A 25,324-nucleotide genomic window follows, 5' to 3' on the forward strand; every position below is an offset into this window, starting at 1 on the left:
CCTGTCCGGCTGCCTGACGGAACACTGGTACACCCTCGACATCGTTCTTGCCTACGACTTCCCGCGCGCCTGATGCCTGCCGCAGCCGTCCGGCTGCCCCTGCTTTTCCTTTCCTACAATTGAATTGACGCCTGTGGCCCCCGTTGCCACGCCTCTGCCTGCGCGCTGTTCCGCCCGGCAGCATCCCGGCGTGCGCCCGAAGGTTGGCCGCAAGGCAAGGAGCATCATCATGGCACGACGCATTCCCGAACCATTCCGCATCAAGATGGTAGAGCCGATCAAGCAGACCACACCTGAATTCCGCCGCCAGGCACTGGCCGAGGCCGGCTGGAACCCCTTCCTGCTGCGCGGCGAGGATGTCTATATCGACCTGCTCACCGACAGCGGCACCGGTGCGATGTCCGACCGGCAGTGGGCCGGCATCATGACCGGCGACGAGGCCTACGCCGGCAGCCGCAACTACTACCAGCTGGCCGAGACGGTGCAGGCGGTGTTCGGCTACCGGCACACGCTGCCGACCCACCAGGGCCGCGGTGCCGAGCAGATCCTGTTTCCGGAGCTGGTCAAGCGCTGCAAGGGGACGCAGCCGGTATTCCTGTCCAACTACCATTTCGACACCACCAAGGCCCACGTCGAGATTGCCGGCGCCCGCGCCATCAATGTGCTGACGCCGAAGGCGCTTGACACCACCACGCCGTACGACTGGAAGGGCGATTTCGACCTGCCAGGGTTGGCCGCAACCATAGCGGAAGTCGGTGCGGCCAACGTTGCCGGCCTGATCGTCACCGTCACCTGCAACAGCGCCGGTGGCCAGCCGGTCAGCATGGCCAGCATCCGCGAGGCGGCGGCGCTGGCGCGCCAGCACGGCATCCCGGTGATCATCGACGCCGCGCGCTTCGCCGAGAACGCCTGGTTCATCCAGCAGCGCGATCCGGACTACGCCGGCGTGCCGGTGCCGGCCATCGTGCGCGAGATGTTCAGCCACGGCGACATGTTCACCATGTCGTCGAAGAAGGACGCGCTGGTCAACATCGGCGGCCTGTGCTGCTTCAAGGACGACGAGGACCTGTTCCGCAGCGTGCAGGTGCGCTGCGTGGCGATGGAGGGCTTCATCACCTACGGCGGCCTCGCCGGGCGTGACATGGCGGCGATGGCGATCGGCCTGCAGGAAGGGATGGACGAGGACTACCTCGCCTACCGCATCGGCCAGGTAGCGTATCTGGGCGAGCGGCTGGCGGCCGGCGGCATCCCGATCCAGACGCCGACCGGCGGCCACGCGGTGTTCGTCGACGCCAAGAAACTGTTGCCGCACATCCCGGCCGGGCAGTTCCCGGCGCACGCGCTGGCCTGCGAGCTGTATCTGGAAGGCGGCATCCGCGGCGTGGAAATCGGCTCGCTGCTGCTGGGGCGCAATCCGGCTACCGGCGAGCAGGAGGCGTCGCCGTTTGAGCTGCTGCGCCTGACCATCCCGCGCCGGGTGTACACCAACGACCACATGGACTACATCGCCGATTGCCTAATCGACATCCGCGAGCGGGCCGCCGGCATCCGCGGCCTCGCTTTCGATTACGAGCCGCCCATCCTGCGTCACTTCACCGCGCGGCTGAAACCGGTCTAGCCCCCGGCACGCGACGGCACGATGCGGCAGCGCCGTGTCGCGCCCGTCGCTGTCCTTGGCAAACGGCGACGGGCTTGATGTTGTTGCGGACTATCCTATGGTTAGGCAAGAGTGCTGTCCCGGCCGATCCCCGTCCGGGGCGGGCCGGCGGGAGAGGACAACATGAAGATCAAGGTTGATAGTCCGCACGGCACCGTCTGGCTGCGTCTGGCCGCCGTGTATTTCGTGGCCGGCGTCTGGCTGGGCATCTACATGGGTGCCTCCGGAGACCGCTCGCTGTATCCGGTGCACGCCCACCTGAACCTGCTGGGCTGGGTGTCGATGGCGCTGTTCGGCATCCTGTTCCGCAAGTTCCCAGCCATGGGCGCGTCGCCGCTGGCGCAGGCGCAGTTCTGGCTGTACAACCTCGGCCTGCCGGCGCTGATGTTGGCGGTGACCGCCATCCATCGCGGTTACCGTGGTCTGGAGCCGCTGGCCGGTGTGGCGTCCGTCGTGCTCGGTGTCGCGGTGCTGCTGTTTGCAGTCAACGTGTTCCGTAATGCCGGCAACTAGGCGGCGCCGGTCGCCGTTGCACATCTTGTAGTTGATAGTAATTCTCGATTTGGCTATGGTGCGGTTTTCACCTCGCCGCACGCCGCCATGACCGCCCAGTTGCCCCCCCTCGATCACATCCCCGCCGATCTGGTGTCCGCGGTCGACTACCAGCGCTACGCCGCGCGCCACATGAGCGCCAACGCCCGTGCCTATGTCGACAGTGCCGCCGCGGACGAGCTGAGCCATGCGGCCAACCTTGCCGCCTTCGCGCGCCGGCAGCTGCAGACGCAGGTGCTGGCCGATGTCCGCGGCGGCCACTGCCGCAGCGAGCTGCTCGGGCTGTCGCTCAGCCATCCGCTGCTGCTGGCGCCGGTGGCGTACCAGAAACTGGTGCACGCCGACGGCGAGCGGGCCGCCGCCTATGCCGCCACCGCCATGGGCAGCAGCATGCTGGTCAGCACCCTGGCCAGCACTCCGCTGGAGGAGGTTGCCGCCGCGGCGCAGGGTCCATTGTGGTTCCAGCTGTACTGGCAGCACGATCGCGCGGTGGTGGCGGAACTGGTGCAACGCGCCGAGGCCGCCGCTTACCGCGCACTGGTGCTGACGGTGGACGCGCCGCTGGCCGGGGTGCGCAATGCCGAGGCCCGTGCCGGCTTCCAGCTGCCGCCGCGGGTACAGGCCGCCAATCTGGCGGGCATGGCGCCGTACCAGCCCGCCTTGGCGGCGGGGCAGAGCATGGTGTTTGACGGGCTGATGGCGGTGGCGCCGAACTGGGCGGATATCGACTGGCTGCGGCAGCAGACGCGCTTGCCGCTGCTGCTGAAGGGGGTGCTGGCGCCGCGCGATGCACGGCGGGCGCAGCAGCAGGGCGTGGACGGCCTGATCGTGTCCAATCACGGCGGGCGGGTGCTGGACTCGGTGCCGGCCAGTCTCGACGCGCTGCCGCGTATCGCCGAGGCGGTGGACGGGGCGCTGCCCTTGCTGCTGGATGGCGGCATCCGCCGCGGCAGCGACATCCTGAAGGCGCTGGCGCTGGGCGCCTCGGCGGTACTGATCGGCCGTCCCTATCTCCATGCGCTGGCGACCGCCGGCGCGCTGGGGGTGGCGCACCTGCTGCGCACGCTGCAGGAGGAGCTAGAGGTGGCGATGGCGCTGACCGGCTGCCGTACGCTGGCCGACATCTCGCCGGAGGTACTGTGGCCTGAATGAGGCGTTGCGGCCAACCTTGGCCACAACACGCCGTCGCGTTGAAGCAAAACGGCCCGCAATCGCGGGCCGTTTTGCTTAGGCGGAGATCATCTGCAGAGTGATGTCCGGCGCTGCCGTGCCGCCATCCAGTACCGGGTAGGGGCGGGCGCTGTGCATGCGCAGCTCGCCGTCGACGAACAGGCGCACATCCACCGCGTAGCGCTTGCCGGCCTGGATGGCCTGCGGGTCGTAGCACAGCGAGAAGGCGGCCGGGAAGGTGATCTTCTCCAGCGATTGCTCGGCGAGCACCGCCGCGGCCTCCGTGCCGTCGCCCAGCGCCAGCAGGCGCACGCGCAGCAGGGTCTTGTCCTGCGGCCACAGCAGTTTTTCGCGGTAGGACACCGTGCCGTTCAGGTAGGCCAGGGTTGGCCGCAGCGGGGTGGCGCAGGCGGCCAAGAGGCCGGCCGACAGTGCCAGCAGCAGCTGGCGGCGGGGGAGGGTGGTGTGCATCATGGGGTTTGCTCCGTGGCGGCCTTGCCGAGGGTGACCATCGCGCCTTCCGCCGGCAACCATTCACTCTGTACCCGCCAGCTGCCCTGCTTGTCCTGCAGCCGCACATACCAGTGGCTGACCTGGTCCGGTTTCACGATGCCCTGGTACAGCTTGTCGCCGACACGCTGCAGCGCGATGTGCTGGTCGCCCTGCTGCCGGGTCGGGTGCAGCAGCAGCAGTTCCGGGGTGCCGGTCAGCGGCTTGGCGCTGGTGTCGACCACGCGCACGCTGCGCATGTCGTCGCTGAACATCACCTGGGCGTGGATACCCAGCGACTGGGCGGCCAGGTCGCGCTTCAGCTCCAGGTTGATGTCCTTGCCCTGCTTGTAGTAGTCGTCGTTGACCATGTCGTCGGCGCCGCGCACGATGATGCCGAAGGTGACAAAGCCGGCAATCACCACCAGCAGCGGCCCCGACATCAACAGCCAGAACCAGCGCTCCTTGTACCAGGGGCGCGCCGCCCCTGTTTGTTTCTGCATCGTCATTCTCCGATAAAGCTCGATTTTTCCTCGATGGCGGTGCCATCCGGCAGCGATTCGACCCGGAAGTAGATCTTGTGGCTGCCCTTGGTCGCGTATTGTGGATCAGCCTGCACCCGCACGTCGATCTGTTCGTTCTCGGTGGCCTTGACCACGATGTCCTTGCGGTCGACCACCAGCTTCAGATCCGGCAGGCCTTCGACCGTGATGCGGAAGTGTTGTTCCGTTTCCGAGACGTTGATGATGCGCACGCTGTAGTTGTTCTCCAGCCAGCCGTCGTCGGTCTCGCGCACCAGCGAGGCGCGATCCTTCAGGATGTCGACCTTGAACGGCTTGCGCATCACCAAGGACGTGACCGCGGCGCCGAAAATGATGAGCAGCAGCAGCAGGTACAGCACCACGCGCGGCCGCTTCAGGCGCGACCAGAATTCGCTCTCCGGATACTTGCCTTCCAGCGCCGCCTCGGTGGTGTAGCGGATCAGGCCTTTCGGGCTGCCGACCTTGACCATCACCTCGTCGCAGGCGTCGATACAGGCGGCGCAGCCGATGCACTCGTACTGCAGGCCGTTGCGGATGTCGATGCCGACCGGGCACACCTGCACGCAGATGCCGCAGTTGATGCAGTCGCCGAGATTGGTATTGTCCTGGCCCTTCTTGCGCGCACCGCGTGGTTCGCCGCGCTTCTCGTCGTAGGAGATGATCAGCGTGTCTTCGTCGAACATCGCGCTCTGGAAGCGGGCGTACGGGCACATGTACTTGCACACCTGCTCGCGCATGTGGCCGGCCAGCAGGTAGGTGAAGCCGGCGTAGAAGAACATCCAGAAGATTTCCCACGAGCCGTAGTCGAAGCTAGGCAGCGCGGCGACCAGGTCCAGCATTGGGGTGAAGTAGCCGACCAGGGTGAAGCCGGTCAGCAGCGAGAAGGCAATCATCAGGCCCTGGCTGGTGGCGCGCAGACGCAGCTTGCGCAGCCCCATCGCCTCCTTGTCGAGCTTGAGGCGTTTGTTGCGGTCGCCTTCTACCAGTTGCTCGATCCAGATCATGATCTCGGTGTAGACGGTCTGCGGACAGGAGTAACCGCACCACAGCCGGCCGGCGATGGTGGTCCAGGCGAACAGGCCAAAGGCGCAGCACATCAGCAGGGCGGCAAGATAGACGAAGTCCTGCGGCCAGATGGTGAGGCCGAACAGGTAGAACTTGCGGTTGACCAGGTCGAACAGTACCGCCTGGCGCCCGTTCCATTGCAGCCAGGGCAGGCCGAAGTAGACCAGCTGGGTGGCGACCACGAACAGGATGCGCCAGTTGTTGAACAGGCCGCTGACGCTGCGCGGATGGATCTTTTTCTGTGCCTCGTACAGCGACACGGTCTGCATTTCCGGTTTGGCCGGCTCGACCCTGACCGGGATGTCTTTCAGCTTTTGGCTCATGCTGCGGTTCCTGGCTAGAAAATTTCGCGAAGTACACAATCCATTATGTACTGTGCGAACTGTTCTGAATGGTGATTTATTTTACTAATAGATAGATTGTATGCCGCAAAAGATACTGCCCGCTTGCGCGGGCAGTATTGAGCAGCATCAATTACTCTGCTTTGGTTTTGTTGGACAGGCCCCAGACATAAGAGGTCAGCAGGTGAACCTTGCCGTCGCCGAGGAAGTCCTTCCAGGCCGGCATCTGGTTGTTGCGACCGTTGGTCACGGTTTCGATGATGGTCTTCTCGGTACCGCCATACAGCCAGACGTTGTCGGTCAGGTTCGGTGCACCCAGTGCCTGGTTACCCTTGCCGTCGGCGCCGTGGCAGGCTGCGCACACCGCGGTAAAGGTTTCCTTGCCGCGGCTGGCACGCTCGGCGTCATGCCTCTTGCCGGACAGCGACATCGCATAGTTGGCCACATCCTTGACCTTCTCTTCGCCGAAGGCGGCGCCGAAGGCCGGCATCTGGCCGTGACGGCCGTTATCCAGCGTGGTCTTGATGATTTCCGGGGTACCGCCGTACAGCCAGTCGTTGTCGGTCAGGTTCGGGAAGCCCTTGGCGCCGCGTGCGTCAGAGCCGTGGCACTGTACACAGTAGGTCTGGAACAGGCGCTTGCCCATGGCCTGCGCTTCCGGATCGGCGGCTACGGTTTTCACGTCCATTTTCATGAACTTGTCGTACAGCGGCTGGTACTTGGCTTCCGCCTGGGCTTTCTCTTCCTTGTACTGGCCAACGGAAGTCCAGCCGCGGATGCCTTTCCAGGTGCCCAGACCCGGGTACAGCACCAGGTAGACGGCACCGAAGATCAGGGTGATGTAGAACATCAGCATCCACCAGCGCGGCAGCGGGTTGTTGTATTCCTCGAGGTCGTCATCCCAGACGTGCCCCATGGTTTTTACTTCTTCCCCTTTTTGTACCGTGGTCTTCGACTGGCTGAACAGCAAGTACGTCAAACCGACGATACCTACGATCACGATTACCGTGATGTAGATACTCCAGAAATCACTCACGAAATCACTCATTTCTTCGCTCCGTTAGCGGCGTCAATCCCATGCTGCTCTTCCTCGTCGCCATTGAAGACAAGGTTGGCCGCATCGTCGTAACGCCTCTGCGATTTTTTACCGAAGGCACCGATCAGGATCACGATAAACGTCACAAAACAGAATACCGTGAACAGGATGCGGGCCAGATTGGTCAAGTCCATGACTTAGCGCGCGTTCTTCAGCGCAAGGCCAAGGCCCTGCATGTAGGCGATGATCGCGTCCATTTCGGACTTGCCTTCGACCATGGCCTGGGCTTCGGCAATTTCCTTGTCGGTGTACGGTACGCCAACCTTGCGCAGCGCGGTCATCTTGGCGGCGACACCCTCGGCGTCGGCCAGGTTGCGTGCCAGCCACGGGAAGGCAGGCATGTTGGACTCCGGTACCACGTCACGCGGGTTGACCAGATGCACGCGATGCCATTCGTCGGAGTAGCGGCCACCGACACGGGCCAGATCCGGACCGGTACGCTTGGAGCCCCACTGGAACGGGTGGTCGTACACCGACTCGCCGGCGACCGAGTAGTGGCCGTAGCGTTCGGTTTCAGCACGGAACGGACGCACCATCTGCGAGTGGCAGCCGTAGCAGCCTTCGCGGATGTACAGGTCGCGGCCGGTCAGCTGCAGCGCGTTGTACGGCTTGACGCCGGCGATCGGCTGGGTGGTCGACTTCTGGAACATCAGCGGCACGATCTCGACCAGTGCGGCAATGCTGATCACCAGCAGGGTCAGCACGATCAGATAGGCGACGTTTTCTTCAATCAGTTTCTGGATTTTTTCCATGATGGTTCTTTCTGTCCCTTAGTGCGCGTGAGCGGCAACGGCCGGGATCTTGGCATCAACCGGACGACCAGCGGCAACGGTACGGAAGGTGTTGTACGCCATGATCAGCATGCCGGACAGGAACAGCAGGCCACCCAGCAGGCGCACGAAGTGGTACGGATAGGTTGCTTTTACCGCTTCCACGAAGGCGTAGGTCAGGGTGCCGTCCGCGTTCAGCGCACGCCACATCAGGCCCTGCATCACGCCGGAGATCCACAGTGCGGCGATGTACAGCACCACGCCGACGGTGGCCAGCCAGAAGTGGGCTTCGATCAGCTTGGTGCTGTGCATGCCGTCACGGCCGAACAGGCGTGGCAGCAGGTAGTACAGCGAGCCGATGGAGATGAAGGCAACCCAGCCCAGGGCACCGGAGTGCACGTGGCCAACGGTCCAGTCGGTGTAGTGCGACAGCGCGTTGACGGTCTTGATCGACATCATCGGGCCTTCGAAGGTGGACATGCCGTAGAACGACAGCGATACCACCAGGAACTTCAGTACCGGGTCGGTACGCAGTTTGTGCCACGCGCCGGACAGGGTCATGATGCCGTTGATCATGCCGCCCCAGCTTGGCGCGAACAGGATCAGCGAGAACGCCATACCCAGCGACTGGGTCCAGTCTGGCAGCGCGGTGTAGTGCAGGTGGTGAGGACCGGCCCACATGTAGGTGAAGATCAGCGCCCAGAAGTGGACCACGGACAGACGGTAGGAGTACACCGGACGGCCGGCCTGCTTCGGTACGAAGTAGTACATCATGCCCAGGAAGGCGGCGGTCAGGAAGAAGCCCACCGCGTTGTGGCCGTACCACCACTGCACCATGGCATCGACGGCGCCGGCGTAGATGGAGTAGGACTTCCACATCGATACCGGGATCGCCAGGCTGTTGACGATGTGCAGCAGGGCCACGGCCAGGATGAAGGCACCGTAGAACCAGTTGGCCACGTAGATGTGCTTGACCTTGCGCACGGCGATGGTGCCGAAGAACACGATGGCATAGGCGACCCATACCACGGTGATCAGCAGGTCGATCGGCCACTCCAGCTCGGCGTATTCCTTGCCGGCGGTCAGGCCCAGCGGCAGGGTGATGGCGGCCAGCACGATGACGGCCTGCCAGCCCCAGAAGGTGAAGGCGGCCAGTTTGTCCGACAGCAGGCGGACGTTACAGGTGCGCTGCACCACGTAGTAGGACGTGGCAAACAGCGCGCAGCCGCCGAATGCAAAGATCACGGCGTTGGTGTGCAGGGGGCGCAGACGGCCGTAGTGGAACCACGGCCCGAAATTGAGCTCCGGCCACACCAGCTGGGCCGCAATAATGACGCCAACCAGCATGCCGACAATGCCCCAGACTACGGTCATTATCGAGAACTGGCGCACCACCTTATAGTTATAAGTGGATTGCGTTTCCATTTAGGGTTTTCTCCAAGGTTGCGAACTAGAACGTAAAACCGTAGCGACTTGAAACCCCGGTGCGTAACCCCATATGAAAATGAAGTCGGGCAAGTCGCGGGGATGGCAGAGGGCCGTGGATGGCATAAGACCGGGTGACCATTTCTTGGTGGTGCACGGTATCGGTGTTATTCCAGTCGCTATCAAAGCGCCCCGAATCCCCATTTATTCAATCAGGCATTCTAAATCAAATCGGGTGTCAGCGGCCAGACGACAGCGCCGGTGAGCCCGGCTTTTTGCGCTGTCCGTCGCGGCGTGTCAGGCTGAAAAGCCCTTTTTGCCCACTGCGATTATATTGTCATTGCCTTTGCCCATTTTGATGAAGATCAAGCGGCCACCCCGCCTGCGCCGGACAGGACATGGTGCTAGAATCCCCCACTTTCCCTTCCAGCCCGGGGTTGTGTCATGAGCTTTGCCGTCCGCTATCGCCTCTGCCCGCTTGATCCGCAGGCGCACCTGTTTGAAGTCTCGCTGACCATTCGCCAGCCCGCCGCCGCAGGACAAGTGCTGCGCCTGCCGGCGTGGATCCCCGGCAGCTACATGATCCGCGAGTTCGCGCGCCACATCGTGGCCATCCGCGCCGAAAGCGGCAAGAAGGCGGTGGCGCTGCAGAAACTGGACAAGCACAGCTGGCAGGCGGCGCCGGTGAAGGGCGAGCTGACCGTGCATTACACCGTGTACGCCTTCGACCTGTCGGTGCGCGGCGCCTACCTGGACCCGCAGCGCGGCTTCTACAACGGCACCAGCGTGTTCCTGCAGGCCGACGGCTTCGAGCACGAGCCGTGCGAGGTGGACATCCTGCCGCCGCCGGACAAGGCGCTGGCCAAGTGGCAGGTGGCGACCAGCCTGCCGGCGCTGGAAACGAGGAAATCCGGCTTCGGCCGCTACCGTGCGGCCAACTACGACGAACTGATCGACCACCCGGTGGAGCTGGGCGAGTTCGAGCGCATCCGCTTCAAGGCCTGCGGCGTGCCGCACGAGTTCATCGTATCCGGCAAGTACCAGGCCGACCTGAAAAGGTTGGCCGCAGACAGCAAGCGGATCTGCGAATGGCAGATCCGCTTCTTCGGCGAGCCGGCGCCGTTCGATCGCTACGTATTCATGCTGTTCGTCGGCGGCGACATCTACGGCGGGCTGGAGCACCGCGCCTCCACCGCGCTGGTGGCCAGCCGCGACGACCTGCCGCGCCACGGCGAGGAGGCCATCTCCGACGGCTACCTCAAGCTGCTGGGCCTGATCAGCCACGAGTACTTCCACAGCTGGAACGTGAAGCGCATGAAGCCGGCGGCGTTCACCCCCTATGACCTGAACCGCGAAGGCCACACCACGCTGCTGTGGGCGTTCGAGGGCATCACCTCCTACTACGACGACCTCGCGCTGCTGCGCTGCGGCCTGATCGACGACAAGCGCTACCTCGGCCTCTTGGCCAAGACCATCAGCGGCGTGCTGCGCGGCAACGGCCGCACCAGGCAGACGCTGGCCGACTCCAGTTTCGACGCGTGGACCAAGTACTACCGTCAGGACGAGAACAGCCCCAACAGCATCGTCAGCTACTACACCAAGGGCGCGCTGGCGGCGCTGGCGCTGGACCTGCACATCCGCCGCGAAACCGGCGGTGCCAAGAGCCTGGACACGGTGATGCGGGTGCTGTGGCAGAAGTGGCTGGCCGACGGTCAGGGCCTGGCGGAAGACGAATGGGAGCGCGTGGCCGAAGAGGCGACCGGCCTCAAGCTCGGCCGGTTCTTCGACATGGCGATCCGTTCCACCGCCGATTTGCCGCTGGCGGAACTCCTCGCCACGCAGGGGGTTCAGATGCAGATGGTGGCGGCCGACGGCCCGGCCGACAGCGGCAGCGTGGTCGACGAATTCCGCGCCGCGCCGTTGCGGCCAACCCTGGGCGTGAAGAGCGCGCCCGACGCCCTCGGCGTGCGCCTTGTAAGCGTGCTGGATGGCGGCGCGGCGCAGGCGGCCGGGCTGGCCGGCGGCGATATCGTCATCGCCGTCAACGGACTGAAGGTAGGCGACCTGGACAAGGCGATCGGCCGCTGCCGCATCGGCGACACGGTGAAGATCCACGCCTTCCGCCGCGACGAACTGGACACTTACAAGGTAACGCTGGCCGCCACCGCCGCCGATACCTGCCGCCTGCGCCCGGGGGACAACGGCGCCGGCTGGCCGACGCACTAACCGGGGACGCTTACGCGTAAACAACAAGGAGGGCGGGCAGCGCGCTGACCCGCTCCGTACCCTACACAGGAAACATGGCATGAGCCAACAAGCCCAAATCAAGTACCGGCAGGACTATCAAGTGCCGTCCTATCTGGTGGACAAGGTCGACCTGACCTTCGACATCCTAGACGATCACCTGGTGCGCGTGCGTTCGCGCCTGATCATGCACCGCAATCCGGCGGCCAGCGCGGCCAACGTGCTGCAGCTGGACGGCTCGGCCACGCTGCTGTCGCTGCAGCTGGACGGCGAAGTGCTGGCCGCCGACGCCTACAGCCTGCGCGAGGACGGCCTCAGCATCGCCAACGTGCCGGACAGCTTCATCCTCGACGTGGAGACCGAGATCGACCCGCAGGCCAACAGCAGCCTGATGGGGCTGTACGCCTCCGGCGGCAGCAACCTGTATACCCAGTGCGAGCCGGAAGGCTTCCGCAAGATCACCTACTACCCGGACCGTCCGGACGTGATGGCCAAGTTCACCACCACCATCATCGCCGACCGCCAGAAGTACCCGGTGCTGCTGTCCAACGGCAACAAGGTGGGCGAGGGCATGGCCGACAAGAAGCGGCACTGGGTGAAGTGGGTGGATCCGTACAAGAAGCCGTCCTACCTGTTCGCGCTGGTGGCGGGCAAGCTGTCGGCGCTGAAGGACTACTACATCACCGCCAGCGGCCGCCGCGTGGCGCTGGAAATCTGGACCGTGCCGGCCGACCAGGACAAGGTCGAGTTCGCGATGGGCGCGGTCAAGCGCTCGATGCAGTGGGACGAGGAGCGCTTCGGCCTGGAGTACGACCTCGACATCTACATGATCGTCGCCGTCGGCGACTTCAACATGGGCGCGATGGAGAACAAGGGCCTCAACATCTTCAATACCTCGGCGGTGCTGGCGCGGCAGGACACCGCCACCGACGCCGACTTCGAGCGCGTGGAAGCCATCATCGGCCACGAGTACTTCCACAACTGGACCGGCAACCGCGTCACCTGCCGCGACTGGTTCCAGCTGTCGCTGAAGGAAGGCCTGACCGTGTTCCGCGACCAGGAATTCAGCGCCGACCTGCACAGTCGCGCGGTGCAGCGCATCCAGGACGTGAAGAACCTGCGCCAGCTGCAGTTCCCGGAGGACGCCGGCCCGACCGCGCACCCGATCCGCCCGGACAGCTACATCGAGATGAACAACTTCTACACCATGACGGTGTACGAGAAGGGGGCCGAAGTGGTGCGCATGTACCATACCCTGCTCGGCGAAGAAGGCTTCCAGAAGGGCATGCAGCTGTACTTCCGCCGCCACGACGGCCAGGCGGTGACCTGCGACGACTTCCGCGCCGCGATGGCCGACGCCAATGGCGTGGATCTCACCCAGTTCGCGCTGTGGTACAGCCAGGCCGGCACCCCGCAGCTGACGGTGCGCGGCGACTACGATCCGGTCGCGCTCAGCTACACCCTGCAGCTGACGCAGCACTGCCCGGCGACGCCGGGGCAGGGCGACAAGCAGCCGTTCCACATTCCGCTGGCGCTGGGCCTGGTTGGCCGCGACGGCCAGGACCTGCCGCTGCAACTGCAGGGCGAGGCCGAGGCGGGCGCCACCACCCGCGTGCTGGACGTGCGTGCCGCCGAGCAGCGTTTCACCTTCGTCAACGTTGCCCAGCAGCCGGTGCCGTCGCTGCTGCGCGGCTTCTCGGCGCCGGTGAAGCTGGTGTTCGACTGGCGCGACGACGAGCTGGCCTTCCTGATGGCCAACGACAGCGACCCGTTCGCGCGCTGGGAGGCCGGCCAGGCCTACGCCGAGCGCCTGCTTCGTCAGCTGATCGCCGACCACGCCGCCGGCCGCCCGCTGCAGCTGGCCGAGGGCTTCGTCGAGGCCTTCCGCGCGGTGCTGCGCGACCACGAGGCCGACGCCGCGTTCAAGGCGCTGATGCTGACGCTGCCGTCGGAAGCCGAGATCCTGGAAATGGTCGACGTCGCCGATCCGGCGCGCATCCATCAGGTGCGCGAATTCGTGCTGGCCTCGCTGGCGCAGGCGCTGCGCGGCGAATGGCACGAGGCCTTCGACATCAACCAGTGCGGCGCCTACCAGCCGGAGGATGCCGGCCGCCGCGCGCTGAAGAACCTGGCGCTGGCGATGCTGACGCGGCTGGCCGACGCCTGGCCGGAGGAAGCGGCCGGCGAGCAGTGCCTGAACGCCGACAACATGAGCGACCAGATGGGCGCGCTGCTGGCGTTGCGCGACCGCGACGGCGACGTCCGCACCGACTGCTATCTCGCCTTTGCCGAACGCTGGCAGGACAACGCGCTGGTGATGGACAAGTACTTCAGCCTGGTGGCCAGCAGCCAGCTGCCGTGCACGCTGGATCACGTGAAAGCCGCGATGTCGAATCCGGCGTTCACCCTGCGCAACCCGAACAAGGCGCGTGCGCTGCTGGGCAGCTTCGGCCGCAACATGCTGCACTTCCATGCCGCCGACGGCTCCGGCTACCGCTTTCTCGCCGAGCAGATCATGGTGCTGGACGACATCAACCCGCAGGTGGCCAGCCGCCTGGTGGCGGCCTTCAACCGCCGCCGCAAGCTGGAGCCGCAACGCCAGCAGCTGATGACCGCCGCCCTGCAGCAGATCCTGGCCAAGCCGGGGCTGTCGAACGACGTGTTCGAGATTGTGTCGAAAAACCTGACGGCATAAAGGGTACAATGCTGTCCTGACACGGGCCGGATGCTTCCGGCCCGTTTTTCTTTTCCTGTTTCCTTGCGGCCAACCTTATCCATCATGTCTGCTGTTTCCGACCGTACGACCAGTGTGCTGATGCTGCTGGCGCTGTGGTTCGCCTGGGGTACCAACTGGGTGGTCACCAAGCTCGGCCTGGCCTACGCCAGCGCCTTCCAGCTCGGCCTCGGCCGTACCGTGCTCGCCATCGTCACGCTGGCGCTGATCATGCGCGCCACCGGGCGTCGTTTCACGCCGACGCCGTTGCGGCCAACCTTCTGGCTGGGGCTGACGCAGACCGCCGGCTTCGTGGTGTTCACCAATCTGGCGCTGGTGGCCGGCGGCGCCGGCAAGGTGTCGGTGCTGTGCTACACCATGCCGTTCTGGACCTTGCTGCTGGCGCGGCTGCTGTTGCACGAAAAGCTGGCGCCGCTGCAGTGGCTGGGCGTGGCGCTGGCGCTGGTCGGGCTGCTGGCGATCCTCGAACCGTGGGATCTCGGCGGCAACTGGCTGTCGGATGCGCTGGCGATCAGCGGCGGCCTGGTGTGGGCCAGCTCGGCGATCATCGCCAAGAAGCTGCGCGCGCAGCACCAGGTCGATACCCTGGCGCTGACCTTCTGGCAGATGGTGTGGGGCACGCTGGTGCTGGCGCTGCTGCTGCCGCTGTTCCCCGGCAAGGATATCCAGTGGGGCTGGCCGCTGCTGGGCGTGTTGCTGTTCTCCGGCGTGCTCGCCGGCGGTCTGGGCTGGCTGGTGTGGATGCTGCTGCTGTCCCGGCTGTCGGCCGGCATGGCCGGGATGAGCATCCTGGCGATACCGGCGGTGGCGGTGCTGATGGCGTGGCTGCTGCTGGCCGAGGTGCCCAGCCAGGCCGAGGCGCTGGGCATGCTGCTGATCGCCGCCGCGCTGGTCCTGATCTCGCTGTCCGCGCTGCGGCGCGAGTGGCGGCGCTAGCGGCCGGGACGCAGGGCGTTGCCGTGGTCAGCGCGCCTCGTCGGCAGGGGTGGCCAGTTGCAGCAGTCGCTCGACGCCGATCGGCTCCTGCTTCAGCAACGGCACCACGGCATAGCGTGTGGCATGGTGCGTGGCCACGGCATCGATTTCCTTCAGCTCGTTTTGCGCGCGCTGACGCAGCAAGGCGGCACTGGGCCGACTGGCGGCCACACTGTTGTTGATCACCCACGCCCAGGGTTCGATGCCGGCGCGACGCAAGTCCTGCTGCAGGTTGGCCGCTTCCAGTACCGGGGTCGTTTCGGCCAGGGTGGCGATCAGGACCTTGGTCTGTTTGGGGTCCTGCAGCTGCATCATCGGCGTGGTGAAGTGCAGGCCCTTGCTTCCCATCTGCCGGGACACCTCGCGGTGATAGGCACCGGTGGCATCCAGTAACAGCAGGGTGTGACCGGTGGGCGCGGTATCCATCACCACGAACTTCTTGCCGGCTTCGCGGATGATGCGCGAGAAGGCCTGGAACACGGCGATCTCTTCGGTGCACGGCGAACGCAGATCTTCTTCCAGCAGCGCCCGGCCTGCGGCATCCAGCCTGGCGCCCTTGCTGGCCATCACTTCCTGGCGATAGCGCTCGGTTTCGTCATGCGGGTCGATACGGCTGACCGCCAGATTGGGCAACGAACCTTCCAGTGTTTCCGCCAGGTGTGCGGCGGGGTCCGAGGTGGTCAGATGGACAGGCAGGCCACGATGCGCCAGCTCGACAGCGACGGCTGCGGCCAGCGTGGTCTTGCCGACGCCGCCTTTGCCCATCAGCATCACCAGCCCGTGACCGTCAGCAGCGATGTCGTCCACCAGGGCAGACAGGCTGGGCGCATTCAACAGGACGGCGGGCGGGAGCGTGACCCGTTCCGTCGCCGGGGTGTCGTCCACCAGCAATAGCCGCAAGGCATCCAGCCCGACCAGGTTGAATGGCTTGAGGGCCACGTAATCGATAGGCAGGGATTGCAGCACCGCCGGCATGGCCGCCAGAGCCAGTTGCTCGCGCCGGGCAATGGCGGCCGCCAGTTCATCCTGTTCGATCGCCGACTGCGGCAGCTGGCCGTTGATGATCAGGTACTGTTGCGACAGGCCAATCGCCGCCAGCTCCTCGTGTGTCCGCGCCACTTCGCGCAGCGTGGCCCGCTGCGCACGGGCAACCAGTACCAGCCGGCTGCGCAGCGGGTCGGCCAGCGCATCCACCGCCGCCTTGTACTGCTGCCGCTGTTTTTCCAGGCCGGCGAGTGGGCCCAGGCAGGAGGCGTCGCCTTTCCCCGCTTCCAGGAAGCCACTCCATGCTCCCGGCAATTGCAGCAGGCGGATGGTGTGGCCGGTGGGGGCGGTGTCGAAGATGATGTGGTCAAAGCCTGCCGTCAGTGGTGATTCGATCAACAGGGCGGTGAACTCGTCAAACGCGGCGATCTCGGTGGTGCAGGCTCCGGACAGTTGCTCCTCGATGCCCTTGACCACCGCTTCCGGCAGCACCCCCCGCACCGGACCGACGATGCGGTCGCGGTAGGCCTGCGCCGCGCCTTGCGGGTCGATCTCCAGTGCCGACAGCTTGGGCACCGCCGGTATCGCGGTGATGTGGTTGCCGATGGCGATGCCGAACACCTGGCCCACGTTGGAGGCAGGGTCGGTGCTGACCAGCAGCACCTGCTTACCGTCTGCGGCCAACTGTACGGCCGTCGCGCAGGCAATCGAGGTCTTGCCGACCCCGCCCTTGCCGGTAAAGAACAGGAAACGTGGCGGTTGATCGAGGAAGCGCATGAGGAGCCTCCCGCTTAGCAGCAGCGGCTGCCGGAGCAGCAACTGCCGGTTGACTGCGAGGCAGCGATCTCGACGATGCCGGCCCAGCGTGCCAGCTCCTTGCGGGTCGGGTAACGGCCCGCCATGGCCACTTCGCCGTCTACCAGTACCAGCGGCAAGCCCTCCTGGCCGGAGCGCTCCAGAAAGCCTTTCACTTGGGCATTGTCGGCAAAGGCCAGCGGCTGCTGCGCCAGGTTGAAGCGCTCGATCTGTGCACCGTTCTGCTTGGCCCAGTCCACGTCGGCGGAAAAATTCACCAGTGCCTGGTCAACGTCCACGCCACAGACACCCGTGCTGCAGCACAGCGCCGGATCAAAAATCTGGATGGTTTTCATGGCAATCCTTTCTCTTTTCACGGGCAAGCCGATCAGGCTTGCGGATACAGCTGCTGCAATGCCGCGCGCTGCGCAGGTTTCATGCTAATGACCGGACGAATCGCCTTCGCCCTGGCCTCGGCCTCATCCAGGGTCTGGCACAGGCCCAGCTCCAGCAGCACGCCAACGGCGACGGTGCCGGTGCGGCCCTTGCCGCCGCCACAGTGGAAACCCACCTTCCGACCCGCACGATAGGCGGCCACCACCGCGTCGATGGCGGCCTTGAACAGGGCTACCTGATCCTGGGCGGGATCATCGCCCAGGGGGATCTTGGTCCAGGTCACGTTGGCCGCGGCGCAGCCGGTGGATTCTTCGCGCAGGTCCACAATCACTTGCACGCCATCCTGCTCCACCATGGCGGCAACGTCGCCCGCCCCGCCCAGGTAGACACGACCGCTAATCAGCTGGTGGTAACTTTTGTCTGTATTCATCGAAAAAGCACGCTCATGAGGTCAACTTTCCGTTTCAGTCTTGGGTAATAGGGGGGAGAATGGCTTCCGGGCAGCAGGAATCGGCACGGATCTCGGCGCACTGCTCGGGATGACCCGCACAGCACTCTTCGGTCAGGTAGGCGATCAGCTCCAGCATCAAGGGCAGATTGGCGCGGTAACGCTGGTAACGCCCTTCCTGCGCCACCGATACCAGTCCGGCGTGCGTCATGCCCTTCAGGTGGAAGGACGCATTGTTGGGGGGCAAGTCGAGCGCACTGGCGATCTGGCCGGCCACCATGCCTTCCAGGCCGCGCTTGACGAGCAGGCGATAGATGTCCAGCCGGATGCCGGAAGACAGCGACTCGAATACTTGGGTGGCGGTTTGTTTTTCCATGCATCAACTATACAAGAATTATTGAAATATACAAGAAAGCCCCTGCCGCATGACCGGGCCGTCTGCCATCTGTTTGCTGCCGATGCGAAAAGCACTGCCGCCGGCCCCGTTGTACCGGCGCCTATCCGTACTCCGGAGCGGGCCGCTTGCTGGGCCGCGGCGCGCCCAAAGTGGCAGGCCGCCTGGCCTAGCGCCGCTCCGGCAGCGGCAGGCGCGTGGTGTGCTTGATCGGCTCCAGCGCCACCGTCGATTTCACGCTGCGCACCAGTGGCAGCGTCATCAGCTTGTTCATCACGAAACGCGACAGCGACGGCAGGTCCGGCACCACGATGCGCAGCCAGTAGTCGGCTTCGCCGGCCACCGCGTAGCACTCCAGCACTTCCGGCAGGTCGGTGATGGCGGCGGCGAATTCGCGGATGGACGCCTCGCCGTGGCGTTCTAGACTGACATTAGCGAAGGCCGTTACCGACAGGTCGAGCAGGTCGGGACGCAGCGCCAGATGGTAGCCCTGGATCACGCCGCACTCCTCCAGCCGCTGGATGCGGCGGCCGATCTGCGACGGCGACAGCGCGATGTCCTGCGCCAGCTTCTGGTGGGTGGCGCGCGCGTCTTTCTGCAGCGCCTCCAGAATCTGGTAGTCGAAACGGTCGAAGTCGATATTGCGCATTTTGTGCATATTCCGGTTTTTGGTGCGGGAAGTATGCAAATAAACCGTGCCGATGGCAAATGTTGCGGCCAAGCCGCAGCGGAGCAAGCCTACACTGCTGGCTCTGGCCTTGCTGCCGCCTACACAAGAAGATCGATGATGGAGACAATCCCGTTTACCGTGCCGGACATCACCGTCCGCAAGAATGTCGGCCTCGACCACGCCGTCGACTTCACCCTGCCGCAACCGCTGGCGCGCTATAGCGCCGAGGATCACCAGACCTGGGCCACGCTGTACCGCCGCCAGTGCGAGATGCTGCCCGGTCGCGTCTGCGACGAATTCCTCGCCGGTCTGGAGGCGCTGGCCATCGATGCCGACCGCGTGCCGGACTTCGCGCGCCTGAACCTGAAACTGGCCGCCGCCACCGGCTGGCAGATCGTGGCGGTGCCGGGGCTGATTCCGGACGAGGTGTTCTTCGAGCACTTGGCCAACCGCCGCTTCCCGGTGACCTGGTGGCTGCGCGAGCCGCAGCAGCTGGACTACCTGCAGGAGCCGGACGTATTCCACGACCTGTTCGGCCACGTGCCGCTGCTGATGAACCCGGTGTTTGCCGACTACCTGCAGGCCTACGGCCTCGGCGGCATGAAGGCGAAAGACCTCGGCGCGCTGCCGCTGCTGGCGCGGCTGTACTGGTACACGGTGGAGTTCGGCCTGATCGACACGCCGCAGGGGCTGCGCATCTACGGCGCCGGCATCGTGTCCAGCAAGTCGGAGTCGGTGTACTGCCTGGACAGCGACAGCCCGAACCGCATCGGTTTCGATCTGCTGCGCATCATGAACACGCGCTACCGCATCGACACCTTCCAGAAGACCTACTTCGTGATCGACAGCTTCCAGCAGCTGTTCGACGCCACCGCGCCGGACTTCACCGCCTACTACCGGCAGCTGCAGGGCGTGGCGGCGCACGGCGCCGGCGACGTGTTGCCGCAGGACCGGGTGTTCCACCGCGGCTCGCGCGCCGGCTGGGCCGAGACCGACGACATCTGAACAAGGTTGGCCGCACCGCGCGTGCAAAAAAGCCACGACCCTGGTCGTGGCTTTTTGCTGTTTATTGCCAGGACGCCGCGTTCAGCGGATGTTGATCACCTTGTGGGTCTGCACCGACAGCCGCCACTCCGGGTGCGCCATGCACCAGGCGATGGCTTCCTGCGTGTTCTGCCGCTGCAGCGGGCTGTCCATCGGCTGCAGGTAGTAGTGCTCGAACTGCAGGTCGTCCGGCAGTTCCGACGGCAGCAGCGTCGGCTGCGGGAACACCAGTTTCAGCTCGTGGCCGCTTTTCTGCACCCAGTCGGCGCCGGCCTTGGGGCTGACGCAGATCCAGTCGATGCCGGCCGGGGCCGGCAGGCTGCCGTTGGTTTCCACGGCGACTTCGAAGCCCTGCACGTGCATGGCGTCGACCAGCGCGTCGTCCAGCTGCAGCAGCGGCTCGCCGCCGGTGAACACCACGTAGGGCTGGCCGCCGGCGCCGCGCCATTCGGCGGCGATGCGCGCGGCCAGCGCGGCGGCGCCGGCAAACTTGCCGCCGTCGTCGCCGGTGCCGACGAAGTCGGTATCGCAGAACTGGCAGATCGCCTTGCTGCGGTCTTCCTCGCGGCCGGACCACAGGTTGCAGCCGGAGAAGCGGCAGAACACCGCGGCGCGGCCGGCCTGGCGGCCTTCGCCCTGCAGCGTGTAGAAGATTTCCTTGACGGTATAGATGGTCATCGTCGTCTCCTTACAGCAGCGGCCACTGCATGTCGCCGCGGAAGGTCTGCGACACGCCGCGTTGCGGGGTTTCCATCAGGTCGATGCGGGAGAGTTCCGGCACCAGCGGCTTCAGTTCGCCGTGCACCCACTCGGCGACGCTGGCGGCGTCGGCGGCACGGACGCCGGGCAGCTTGTCCAGCGGGTTGTGGTCCAGCTGGCGGTAGACCGGCTTGAAGCGGTCCTTGACGTCGCCAAAGTCCAGCACCCAGCCCATCACCCGGTCGACGCTGCCTTGCAGCAGCAGGCGGATCAGGTAGCTGTGGCCGGTGTAGTTGCCGGCGGCGTCGAAGGGCACCGCGCTCTCGAAGTGCTGTTCCTTCCAGATGCGGAAGGTCTCGCCGTCGAACTGGCTGCCGGCGGTGTGCGTCTCGCGCACCTCCACCCACGCGAGGCCGGCAAGGTTGGCCGCCAGCTCGCGGTACAGCCACGCCGCCATCACCTCGCTGGTCGGGTTGTCCAGGCCGGCGATGGCGTTCAGGTATTTGTGGTTCAGCCGCGCGAACAGCGGCGGCCAGGCCTTGAGCAGGATGTCGTTGAGGCAGTTCTGGCTGGCGTCGACGACGATGCGCACGCCGAAACCGTGGCCGTGCAGGCGGCCGCACTTGTGGCCGGGGCCGACGTGCGGCAGCTGGTGCGCGGCCTCGAAGCGGGTGTCGAGATAGACGTACTCGTTGCCGTCCTCGTCCAGCAGCGCACCGCGGTCGGCGGCGCTGGCCAGCTGCAGGCTCACCGGCTGGCCGCACTGCGACGCGAGGTAGCGCGCGATCGACAGGTCGCTGCCGTCGGCCAGCGTGGCGTTGACGTGGGCGTAGTGGAAGGGCGCCACCGCGGCGGCCAGGTCGGCGTGCAGGGCCGCCTCGCTGCCGGGATGGGCGTCGGCGCGTACCTGCACGCGGAAGCTGTGGCCGTGCTCGCCGATGCCGGCGAGGTTGCGCGCCGCCTCGAAGCCGGCGCCGGCCAGGATATGGCTGCTGTTCATGTCAGTGTTCCCCGCAGCGCACGACGAGCGGGTCGGCGACGCCGGCCTCAAGGAAGCCCTTGGCGCGCAGCTCGCAGGCGGCGCAGTGGCCGCAGGGCGGCACTTCACCGTTGTAGCAGGTGTGGCTCCACGCCATCGCGTCCATGGCGCCGACCTCCTGCGCCAGCTGCACCGTTTCCGCCTTGCTCATGAACATCAGCGGCGTGTGCAGGGTGACGCGGCTGTCCATGCCTAGGCGCAGCGCCAGTTCCAGCGCCTTCAGCGTGTTCTCGCGGCAGTCCGGGTAGCCGGAGTAGTCGGTTTGCGCCACGCCGGTCACCACGTGCTCGATGCCGCGGGTGTAGGCGAAGGCGGCGGCGAAGCTGAGGAAGATCAGGTTGCGGCCGGGCACGAAGGTGTTGGGCAGCGCGGTGTCGGCGTCGTCGCGCGCGCCCTGTTCCGGCGCGATGCTGTTGTCGGTCAGCGCGTTGCCGCCGATGGCGGCGAAGGTGTCGATCGGCAGCAGGGTCTGGCGCACGCCGGCCAGCTCGGCGACCTTGCGGGCGGCGTCCAGCTCGACGCGGTGGCGCTGGCCGTAGTCGAAGGTCAGGGCCTCGATGTTGGCCGCACCGAATTCGCGCAGCGCCCAAAACAGGCAGGTGGTGGAGTCCTGGCCGCCCGAAAGGACGACCAGGGCTTTGGATGTCTTGTTCATGATTCCGTCGAGAAACAGTCGAGGTGAAGAGGGATGGCACACACGGGATCGGTCTCTCCCGGCATGGTTAACCCGCCATTTTAACCCACTATAAGCCGTTTTTGCGCAGCATTTTGCGGCGCGTGTCGCGACCGGCGTGCGCTTGCCTGCGGGTTGCGGGGCGGCAGGGGGCCGAGAAAGGCGGCGCACCGGCGGCTTGTTGCATAGGATGAATTATCGGCCTGATGCGTGGCTGCCGGCCGCTGCGACCGGGCCAGCGAGGACGAGGCGACGCCCCATGGCGGATGTGTACACCATTCTGTATGTCGGCGACGATGCCGGGTTGCGGCAGCGGCTGGGCGAGGTGCTGCCCGCTGCCGGCTACCGCGTGCTGGTGGCGGCGGACGCGCGCACCGCGCTGGCCCTGATGGCGCAGCAGCTGCCGGACCTGGTGCTGAGCGAGGTGGCGATGCCGGGCATGGGCGGCGTCGAGCTGCTGGAGGCGGTGGCGGCGCAGGGCGGCGAGCTGGCGCAGCTGCCGTTCATCCTGCTCGCTGCGCAGGCAGACCGCCGCAGCCCGCTGCGCGGCCGCCTGTCCGGGGCCGGCGACTACCTGTCCAAGCCGCTCGACTTCGAGCTGCTGCTGGCCGCCATCGCCGCCAGGGTCAGGCGTCGCCGCCGCGGCGACAGCCTGCCGCCACCGCCGGCGGTGCCGGGACGGGCGCTGCTGCTGGCGCAGGTGGCCGCGGCACGCACGGCGCAGGCGTCGCAGACGCTGCTGCTGGTCAAGGTCGATACCTATCTGGCGCTGACCATGCGCCTGGCGCCCGCCGAACAGCCGCTGCTGCAGCAGGACATGCTGGCCTGGCTCGCGCCGCTGGCCGGCAGCGGGCAGGTGTACAGCTGGTCCGACGGCTGCTGGGCGCTGCTGCTGGCGGAGGAGGCTGCGGCGCAGGCGGCGACGGTGCTGGCGCAAAGGATGACGCTGTCGGTCGGCGGCGCCAGCATCGCCTATACCTGCAGCGCGCTGTGCATCCATCTGGACTGGCAGGCGCCGGCGCTGCGCCGCTTCGATGCCGCCACGCTGGTGGAGTCCTGCGCGCTGCATCTCAACTTCGAGAGCGCCGGTAACCCGCGCCGCTTCATCGAGCTGGGCCGCGGCGACTACCGGGCGCTGCAGGCGGCGCGCCACGCCGAGCGCTTTCTGGGGCAGGCGCTGAAGTCCGGCGAGCTGACCCTGCTGTTCCAGCCGCGCGTCGACCTGCTCAGCGGCCGCATCGTCGGCGCCGAGGCGCTGCTGCGTTGGCCGCATGCCGATATCGGTGCGCTGTCGCCGGGGGCCTTCGTGCCGGCGGCGGAGCGCAGCGGGCTGGCCACCGACCTCGACCACTGGGTGATCGCGCAGACGCTGGAGGCGGTCACCGAGCTGGTCAGCCTGCGCCCGGACTTCATCCTGTCGTTCAACATCTCGGCGCAAAGCCTGGGCCGCGGGGTGCCGGCCTTTCTCAACGCCCAGCTGCAGGCAGGGAGGCTGGCGCTGGCGGCCAACCTCGAGATTGAGGTCACCGAGACCTCGATGACCTACCTCACCGCCGCCATCGAGGCCGACATCGCCGCGCTGCGCGCGCTGGGGCTGAAGCTGGCGGTCGACGACTTCGGCATGGGCTACGCGTCGCTGGACTACCTGAAGCGGCTGCACGCCGAGGTGATCAAGATCGACCGCAGCCTGGTGACGGACATCACCGGCCGCAGCATCGACTCGCGCCTGATCGCGGGGCTGATCAGCCTCGGCCGCGCCATGGGCTGCGTGGTGGTGGCCGAAGGGGTGGAAAACGCGGCGCAGGCGGCGCTGCTGGCCGAGCTCGGCTGCCGCTACGCGCAGGGTTATCACTTCTACCGGCCGATGCCGCTGACCGAACTGCTGTCGCTGCTGGGGACGCCATGAGCAGCGGCTTGCCGGCGCAAGGTTGGCCGCAACAAAAAAGCCGCCTTATGGCGGCTTTCTCTGTTCCATCACCCGCAGGCTTATTCGGCCTTGCTGGCTTCCAGAACGATGTTCAGCTTCACTTCGTCGCTGACGGCCGGGATGAAGGTCTTCATGCCGAACTCGCTGCGCTTGATGGTGGCCACCGCGTTGGCGCCCCAGCTTTCCTTGCCGGTCATCGGGTGCTTGGCCTTGTTGACGTTGACCAGCTGCAGGGTAACCGGCTTGGTCACGCCCAGCAGGGTCAGCTTGCCTTCGACGGCGGCCGGCTTGTTGCCCTTGAACACCACCTTGTCCGACTTGTAGTTCAGCGTCGGGAATTTTTCGACGTTGAAGAAATCGGCGCTCTTCAGGTGCTTGTCGCGATCGGCGAAGAAGGTCTTCAGCGAGGCGGCGTCGATGGTGATGTCGACGTTGCCGCTCTTGGCCGCTTCGTCCACGCTCAGGTTGCCGCTGATCTTGGTGAACACGCCGCTCTGGCTGGACAGGCCGAGGTGGCCGACTTCGTAGGCAGCGTAGGTGTGGCTCGGGTCGATGGTGTAGCTGGCCGGGGCCGCAAATGCCAGACCGGCAGACGCAATGAGGGTCGCAAACAGGGTGGTACGGATCATGGTTAACACTCCGGGGTGGTTCAAGGGTTGGCTACTACAAGACGGAAACGCAGGTCGACAGTGTCGGCAACGGTGCCGGTGTCGCTCCAGCTGCCTTCACCGATCCTGAAGGCGAGCCGGGAAATCGGCAGGGTACCGTCGATGCTGACGGCCTTGCCCTGGGGGGTGGCGGTGAACGGCGCGCTCAGCTCGCGGGTGATGCCCTTGAGCGTCAGCTTGCCGCTGACCTGGTAACGGTTGCCGCCCAGCGGCTTGATGCTGCTGGACACGAAACGGGCCTGGGCGAACTGGGCGGTGTTGAACCACTCCTTCTTGCGGGCTTCGGCGTTGGCGTCGGCGGTGGGCAGGCTGATGCTGTTCACGTCGATGCTGATGTCGGCGCTGCCTTGCTCGGCCTTGGCCGGGTCGAAGCTGACCTTGGCGGCGAATTTCTTGAAGCTGCCGGATACCGGCACGCCCATCTGTTTCATGGTGAAGACGAGCTGGCTTTTGCCAAGATCGACAGTCTGGGCAAACACCGGGCTGGCCAGCAGCAGGCCGGCGGAAATCAACAGGGCTTTCATCGG

Annotated in this window: 25 protein-coding genes; 8 read left to right on the forward strand and 17 right to left on the reverse strand. The window is 65.7% G+C overall.

Annotated features, from left to right (window positions below; translation table 11 throughout):
- Nucleotides 1-229 precede the first annotated feature (229 nt).
- From IE100_RS11510 to IE100_RS11520, 3 genes are all read left to right on the forward strand, one after another.
- Nucleotides 230-1,618 (forward strand): tryptophanase, encoded by a 1,389-nt coding sequence (locus IE100_RS11510; protein ID WP_189374359.1) that lies wholly within the window; start codon nucleotides 230-232, stop codon nucleotides 1,616-1,618.
- A gap of 162 nt (nucleotides 1,619-1,780) precedes the next feature.
- Nucleotides 1,781-2,170, forward strand: coding sequence for a heme-copper oxidase family protein (locus IE100_RS11515; RefSeq protein ID WP_189374361.1), 390 nt, complete (start codon nucleotides 1,781-1,783; stop codon nucleotides 2,168-2,170).
- 87 nt (nucleotides 2,171-2,257) lie between these two features.
- Nucleotides 2,258-3,361, forward strand: a complete 1,104-nt coding sequence (locus IE100_RS11520) for an alpha-hydroxy acid oxidase (protein WP_189374363.1) — start codon at nucleotides 2,258-2,260, stop codon at nucleotides 3,359-3,361.
- Nucleotides 3,362-3,436: 75 nt separating this feature from the next.
- On the opposite strand, the gene IE100_RS11525 is transcribed toward IE100_RS11520, so the two are convergent.
- The 7 genes from IE100_RS11525 to ccoN form a co-directional block, all read right to left on the reverse strand.
- Nucleotides 3,437-3,853, reverse strand: a complete 417-nt coding sequence (locus IE100_RS11525) for a YbaY family lipoprotein (RefSeq protein ID WP_229800355.1) — start codon at nucleotides 3,851-3,853, stop codon at nucleotides 3,437-3,439.
- Nucleotides 3,850-4,371, reverse strand: a complete 522-nt coding sequence (locus IE100_RS11530) for a FixH family protein (RefSeq protein ID WP_189374365.1) — start codon at nucleotides 4,369-4,371, stop codon at nucleotides 3,850-3,852. Before IE100_RS11530 ends, IE100_RS11525 begins: the two co-directional genes overlap by 4 nt.
- A 2-nt stretch (nucleotides 4,372-4,373) precedes the next feature.
- Nucleotides 4,374-5,798 carry a cytochrome c oxidase accessory protein CcoG gene (ccoG, locus tag IE100_RS11535; protein WP_189374367.1) on the reverse strand — a complete coding sequence of 475 codons (1,425 nt, stop codon included), beginning with the start codon at nucleotides 5,796-5,798 and terminating at the stop codon, nucleotides 4,374-4,376.
- Between the two features lie 151 nt (nucleotides 5,799-5,949).
- A complete protein-coding gene (gene ccoP / locus IE100_RS11540; protein ID WP_189374369.1) occupies nucleotides 5,950-6,864 on the reverse strand; it encodes a cytochrome-c oxidase, cbb3-type subunit III in 915 nt (304 codons plus the stop codon).
- Nucleotides 6,861-7,046 carry a cbb3-type cytochrome oxidase subunit 3 gene (locus IE100_RS11545; RefSeq protein ID WP_047966162.1) on the reverse strand — a complete coding sequence of 62 codons (186 nt, stop codon included), beginning with the start codon at nucleotides 7,044-7,046 and terminating at the stop codon, nucleotides 6,861-6,863. Before IE100_RS11545 ends, ccoP begins: the two co-directional genes overlap by 4 nt.
- 3 nt (nucleotides 7,047-7,049) lie before the next feature.
- Entirely contained in the window at nucleotides 7,050-7,664 is a 615-nt protein-coding gene (gene ccoO / locus IE100_RS11550) for a cytochrome-c oxidase, cbb3-type subunit II (protein ID WP_189374371.1), read from the reverse strand.
- Nucleotides 7,665-7,682: 18 nt separating this feature from the next.
- Nucleotides 7,683-9,107: a cytochrome-c oxidase, cbb3-type subunit I gene (gene ccoN, locus IE100_RS11555; protein WP_189374372.1), complete on the reverse strand. Its 1,425-nt coding sequence runs from the start codon at nucleotides 9,105-9,107 to the stop codon at nucleotides 7,683-7,685.
- A 444-nt stretch (nucleotides 9,108-9,551) separates the two neighbouring features.
- On the opposite strand from ccoN, the gene IE100_RS11560 reads away from it, so the two are divergent.
- The 3 genes from IE100_RS11560 to IE100_RS11570 all read left to right on the forward strand — a co-directional run bounded on the left by IE100_RS11560 (nucleotide 9,552) and on the right by IE100_RS11570 (nucleotide 15,021).
- Nucleotides 9,552-11,333 carry a M61 family metallopeptidase gene (locus IE100_RS11560; RefSeq protein WP_189374374.1) on the forward strand — a complete coding sequence of 594 codons (1,782 nt, stop codon included), beginning with the start codon at nucleotides 9,552-9,554 and terminating at the stop codon, nucleotides 11,331-11,333.
- Between the two features lie 79 nt (nucleotides 11,334-11,412).
- Nucleotides 11,413-14,046, forward strand: coding sequence for an aminopeptidase N (gene pepN / locus IE100_RS11565; protein WP_189374376.1), 2,634 nt, complete (start codon nucleotides 11,413-11,415; stop codon nucleotides 14,044-14,046).
- Nucleotides 14,047-14,130: 84 nt separating this feature from the next.
- Nucleotides 14,131-15,021, forward strand: a complete 891-nt coding sequence (locus IE100_RS11570; protein WP_189374378.1) for a DMT family transporter — start codon at nucleotides 14,131-14,133, stop codon at nucleotides 15,019-15,021.
- A gap of 27 nt (nucleotides 15,022-15,048) precedes the next feature.
- On the opposite strand, the gene arsA is transcribed toward IE100_RS11570, so the two are convergent.
- The 5 genes from arsA to IE100_RS11595 form a co-directional block, all read right to left on the reverse strand.
- Entirely contained in the window at nucleotides 15,049-16,821 is a 1,773-nt protein-coding gene (arsA, locus tag IE100_RS11575) for an arsenical pump-driving ATPase (protein WP_189374380.1), read from the reverse strand.
- 14 nt (nucleotides 16,822-16,835) lie between these two features.
- The gene (arsD, locus tag IE100_RS11580; protein WP_189374382.1) at nucleotides 16,836-17,195 is read right to left on the reverse strand and encodes an arsenite efflux transporter metallochaperone ArsD; all 360 of its coding nucleotides are present in this window, start codon (nucleotides 17,193-17,195) and stop codon (nucleotides 16,836-16,838) included.
- 32 nt (nucleotides 17,196-17,227) lie between these two features.
- The gene (locus IE100_RS11585; protein ID WP_189374384.1) at nucleotides 17,228-17,665 is read right to left on the reverse strand and encodes a protein-tyrosine phosphatase family protein; all 438 of its coding nucleotides are present in this window, start codon (nucleotides 17,663-17,665) and stop codon (nucleotides 17,228-17,230) included.
- 34 nt (nucleotides 17,666-17,699) lie between these two features.
- Nucleotides 17,700-18,059 carry an ArsR/SmtB family transcription factor gene (locus tag IE100_RS11590; RefSeq protein WP_189374386.1) on the reverse strand — a complete coding sequence of 120 codons (360 nt, stop codon included), beginning with the start codon at nucleotides 18,057-18,059 and terminating at the stop codon, nucleotides 17,700-17,702.
- 187 nt (nucleotides 18,060-18,246) lie between these two features.
- Nucleotides 18,247-18,735, reverse strand: coding sequence for an Lrp/AsnC family transcriptional regulator (locus IE100_RS11595; RefSeq protein ID WP_047966156.1), 489 nt, complete (start codon nucleotides 18,733-18,735; stop codon nucleotides 18,247-18,249).
- A gap of 126 nt (nucleotides 18,736-18,861) precedes the next feature.
- On the opposite strand from IE100_RS11595, the gene phhA reads away from it, so the two are divergent.
- Complete coding sequence (phhA, locus tag IE100_RS11600; protein WP_189374388.1) at nucleotides 18,862-19,752, forward strand: phenylalanine 4-monooxygenase; 891 nt, start codon at nucleotides 18,862-18,864, stop codon at nucleotides 19,750-19,752.
- A gap of 81 nt (nucleotides 19,753-19,833) precedes the next feature.
- On the opposite strand, the gene queE is transcribed toward phhA, so the two are convergent.
- From queE to queC, 3 genes are read right to left on the reverse strand one after another with little or no spacing between them, the layout of a single operon-like run.
- Nucleotides 19,834-20,469, reverse strand: a complete 636-nt coding sequence (gene queE / locus IE100_RS11605; protein WP_189374390.1) for a 7-carboxy-7-deazaguanine synthase — start codon at nucleotides 20,467-20,469, stop codon at nucleotides 19,834-19,836.
- A gap of 10 nt (nucleotides 20,470-20,479) precedes the next feature.
- The gene (locus IE100_RS16640; RefSeq protein ID WP_189374391.1) at nucleotides 20,480-21,490 is read right to left on the reverse strand and encodes a 6-pyruvoyl trahydropterin synthase family protein; all 1,011 of its coding nucleotides are present in this window, start codon (nucleotides 21,488-21,490) and stop codon (nucleotides 20,480-20,482) included.
- Between the two features lies 1 nt (nucleotide 21,491).
- Complete coding sequence (queC, locus tag IE100_RS11615; RefSeq protein WP_189374393.1) at nucleotides 21,492-22,184, reverse strand: 7-cyano-7-deazaguanine synthase QueC; 693 nt, start codon at nucleotides 22,182-22,184, stop codon at nucleotides 21,492-21,494.
- A gap of 277 nt (nucleotides 22,185-22,461) precedes the next feature.
- Here queC and IE100_RS11620 point away from each other — a divergent pair, with 277 nt between their 5' ends.
- On the forward strand, nucleotides 22,462-24,108 hold the full coding sequence (locus IE100_RS11620) for an EAL domain-containing response regulator (protein ID WP_189374395.1): 1,647 nt from the start codon (nucleotides 22,462-22,464) through the stop codon (nucleotides 24,106-24,108).
- A gap of 80 nt (nucleotides 24,109-24,188) precedes the next feature.
- Here IE100_RS11620 and IE100_RS11625 read toward each other — a convergent pair whose 3' ends face one another.
- Both IE100_RS11625 and IE100_RS11630 read right to left on the reverse strand, forming a co-directional pair.
- Nucleotides 24,189-24,758, reverse strand: coding sequence for a YceI family protein (locus tag IE100_RS11625; RefSeq protein ID WP_189374397.1), 570 nt, complete (start codon nucleotides 24,756-24,758; stop codon nucleotides 24,189-24,191).
- A gap of 20 nt (nucleotides 24,759-24,778) precedes the next feature.
- Nucleotides 24,779-25,321 carry a YceI family protein gene (locus IE100_RS11630; RefSeq protein ID WP_189374399.1) on the reverse strand — a complete coding sequence of 181 codons (543 nt, stop codon included), beginning with the start codon at nucleotides 25,319-25,321 and terminating at the stop codon, nucleotides 24,779-24,781.
- Nucleotides 25,322-25,324: the final 3 nt, after the last annotated feature.

Source organism: Vogesella alkaliphila (genome assembly GCF_014652475.1).
In the GTDB taxonomy this organism is placed as follows: Bacteria; Pseudomonadota; Gammaproteobacteria; order Burkholderiales; family Chromobacteriaceae; genus Vogesella; species Vogesella alkaliphila.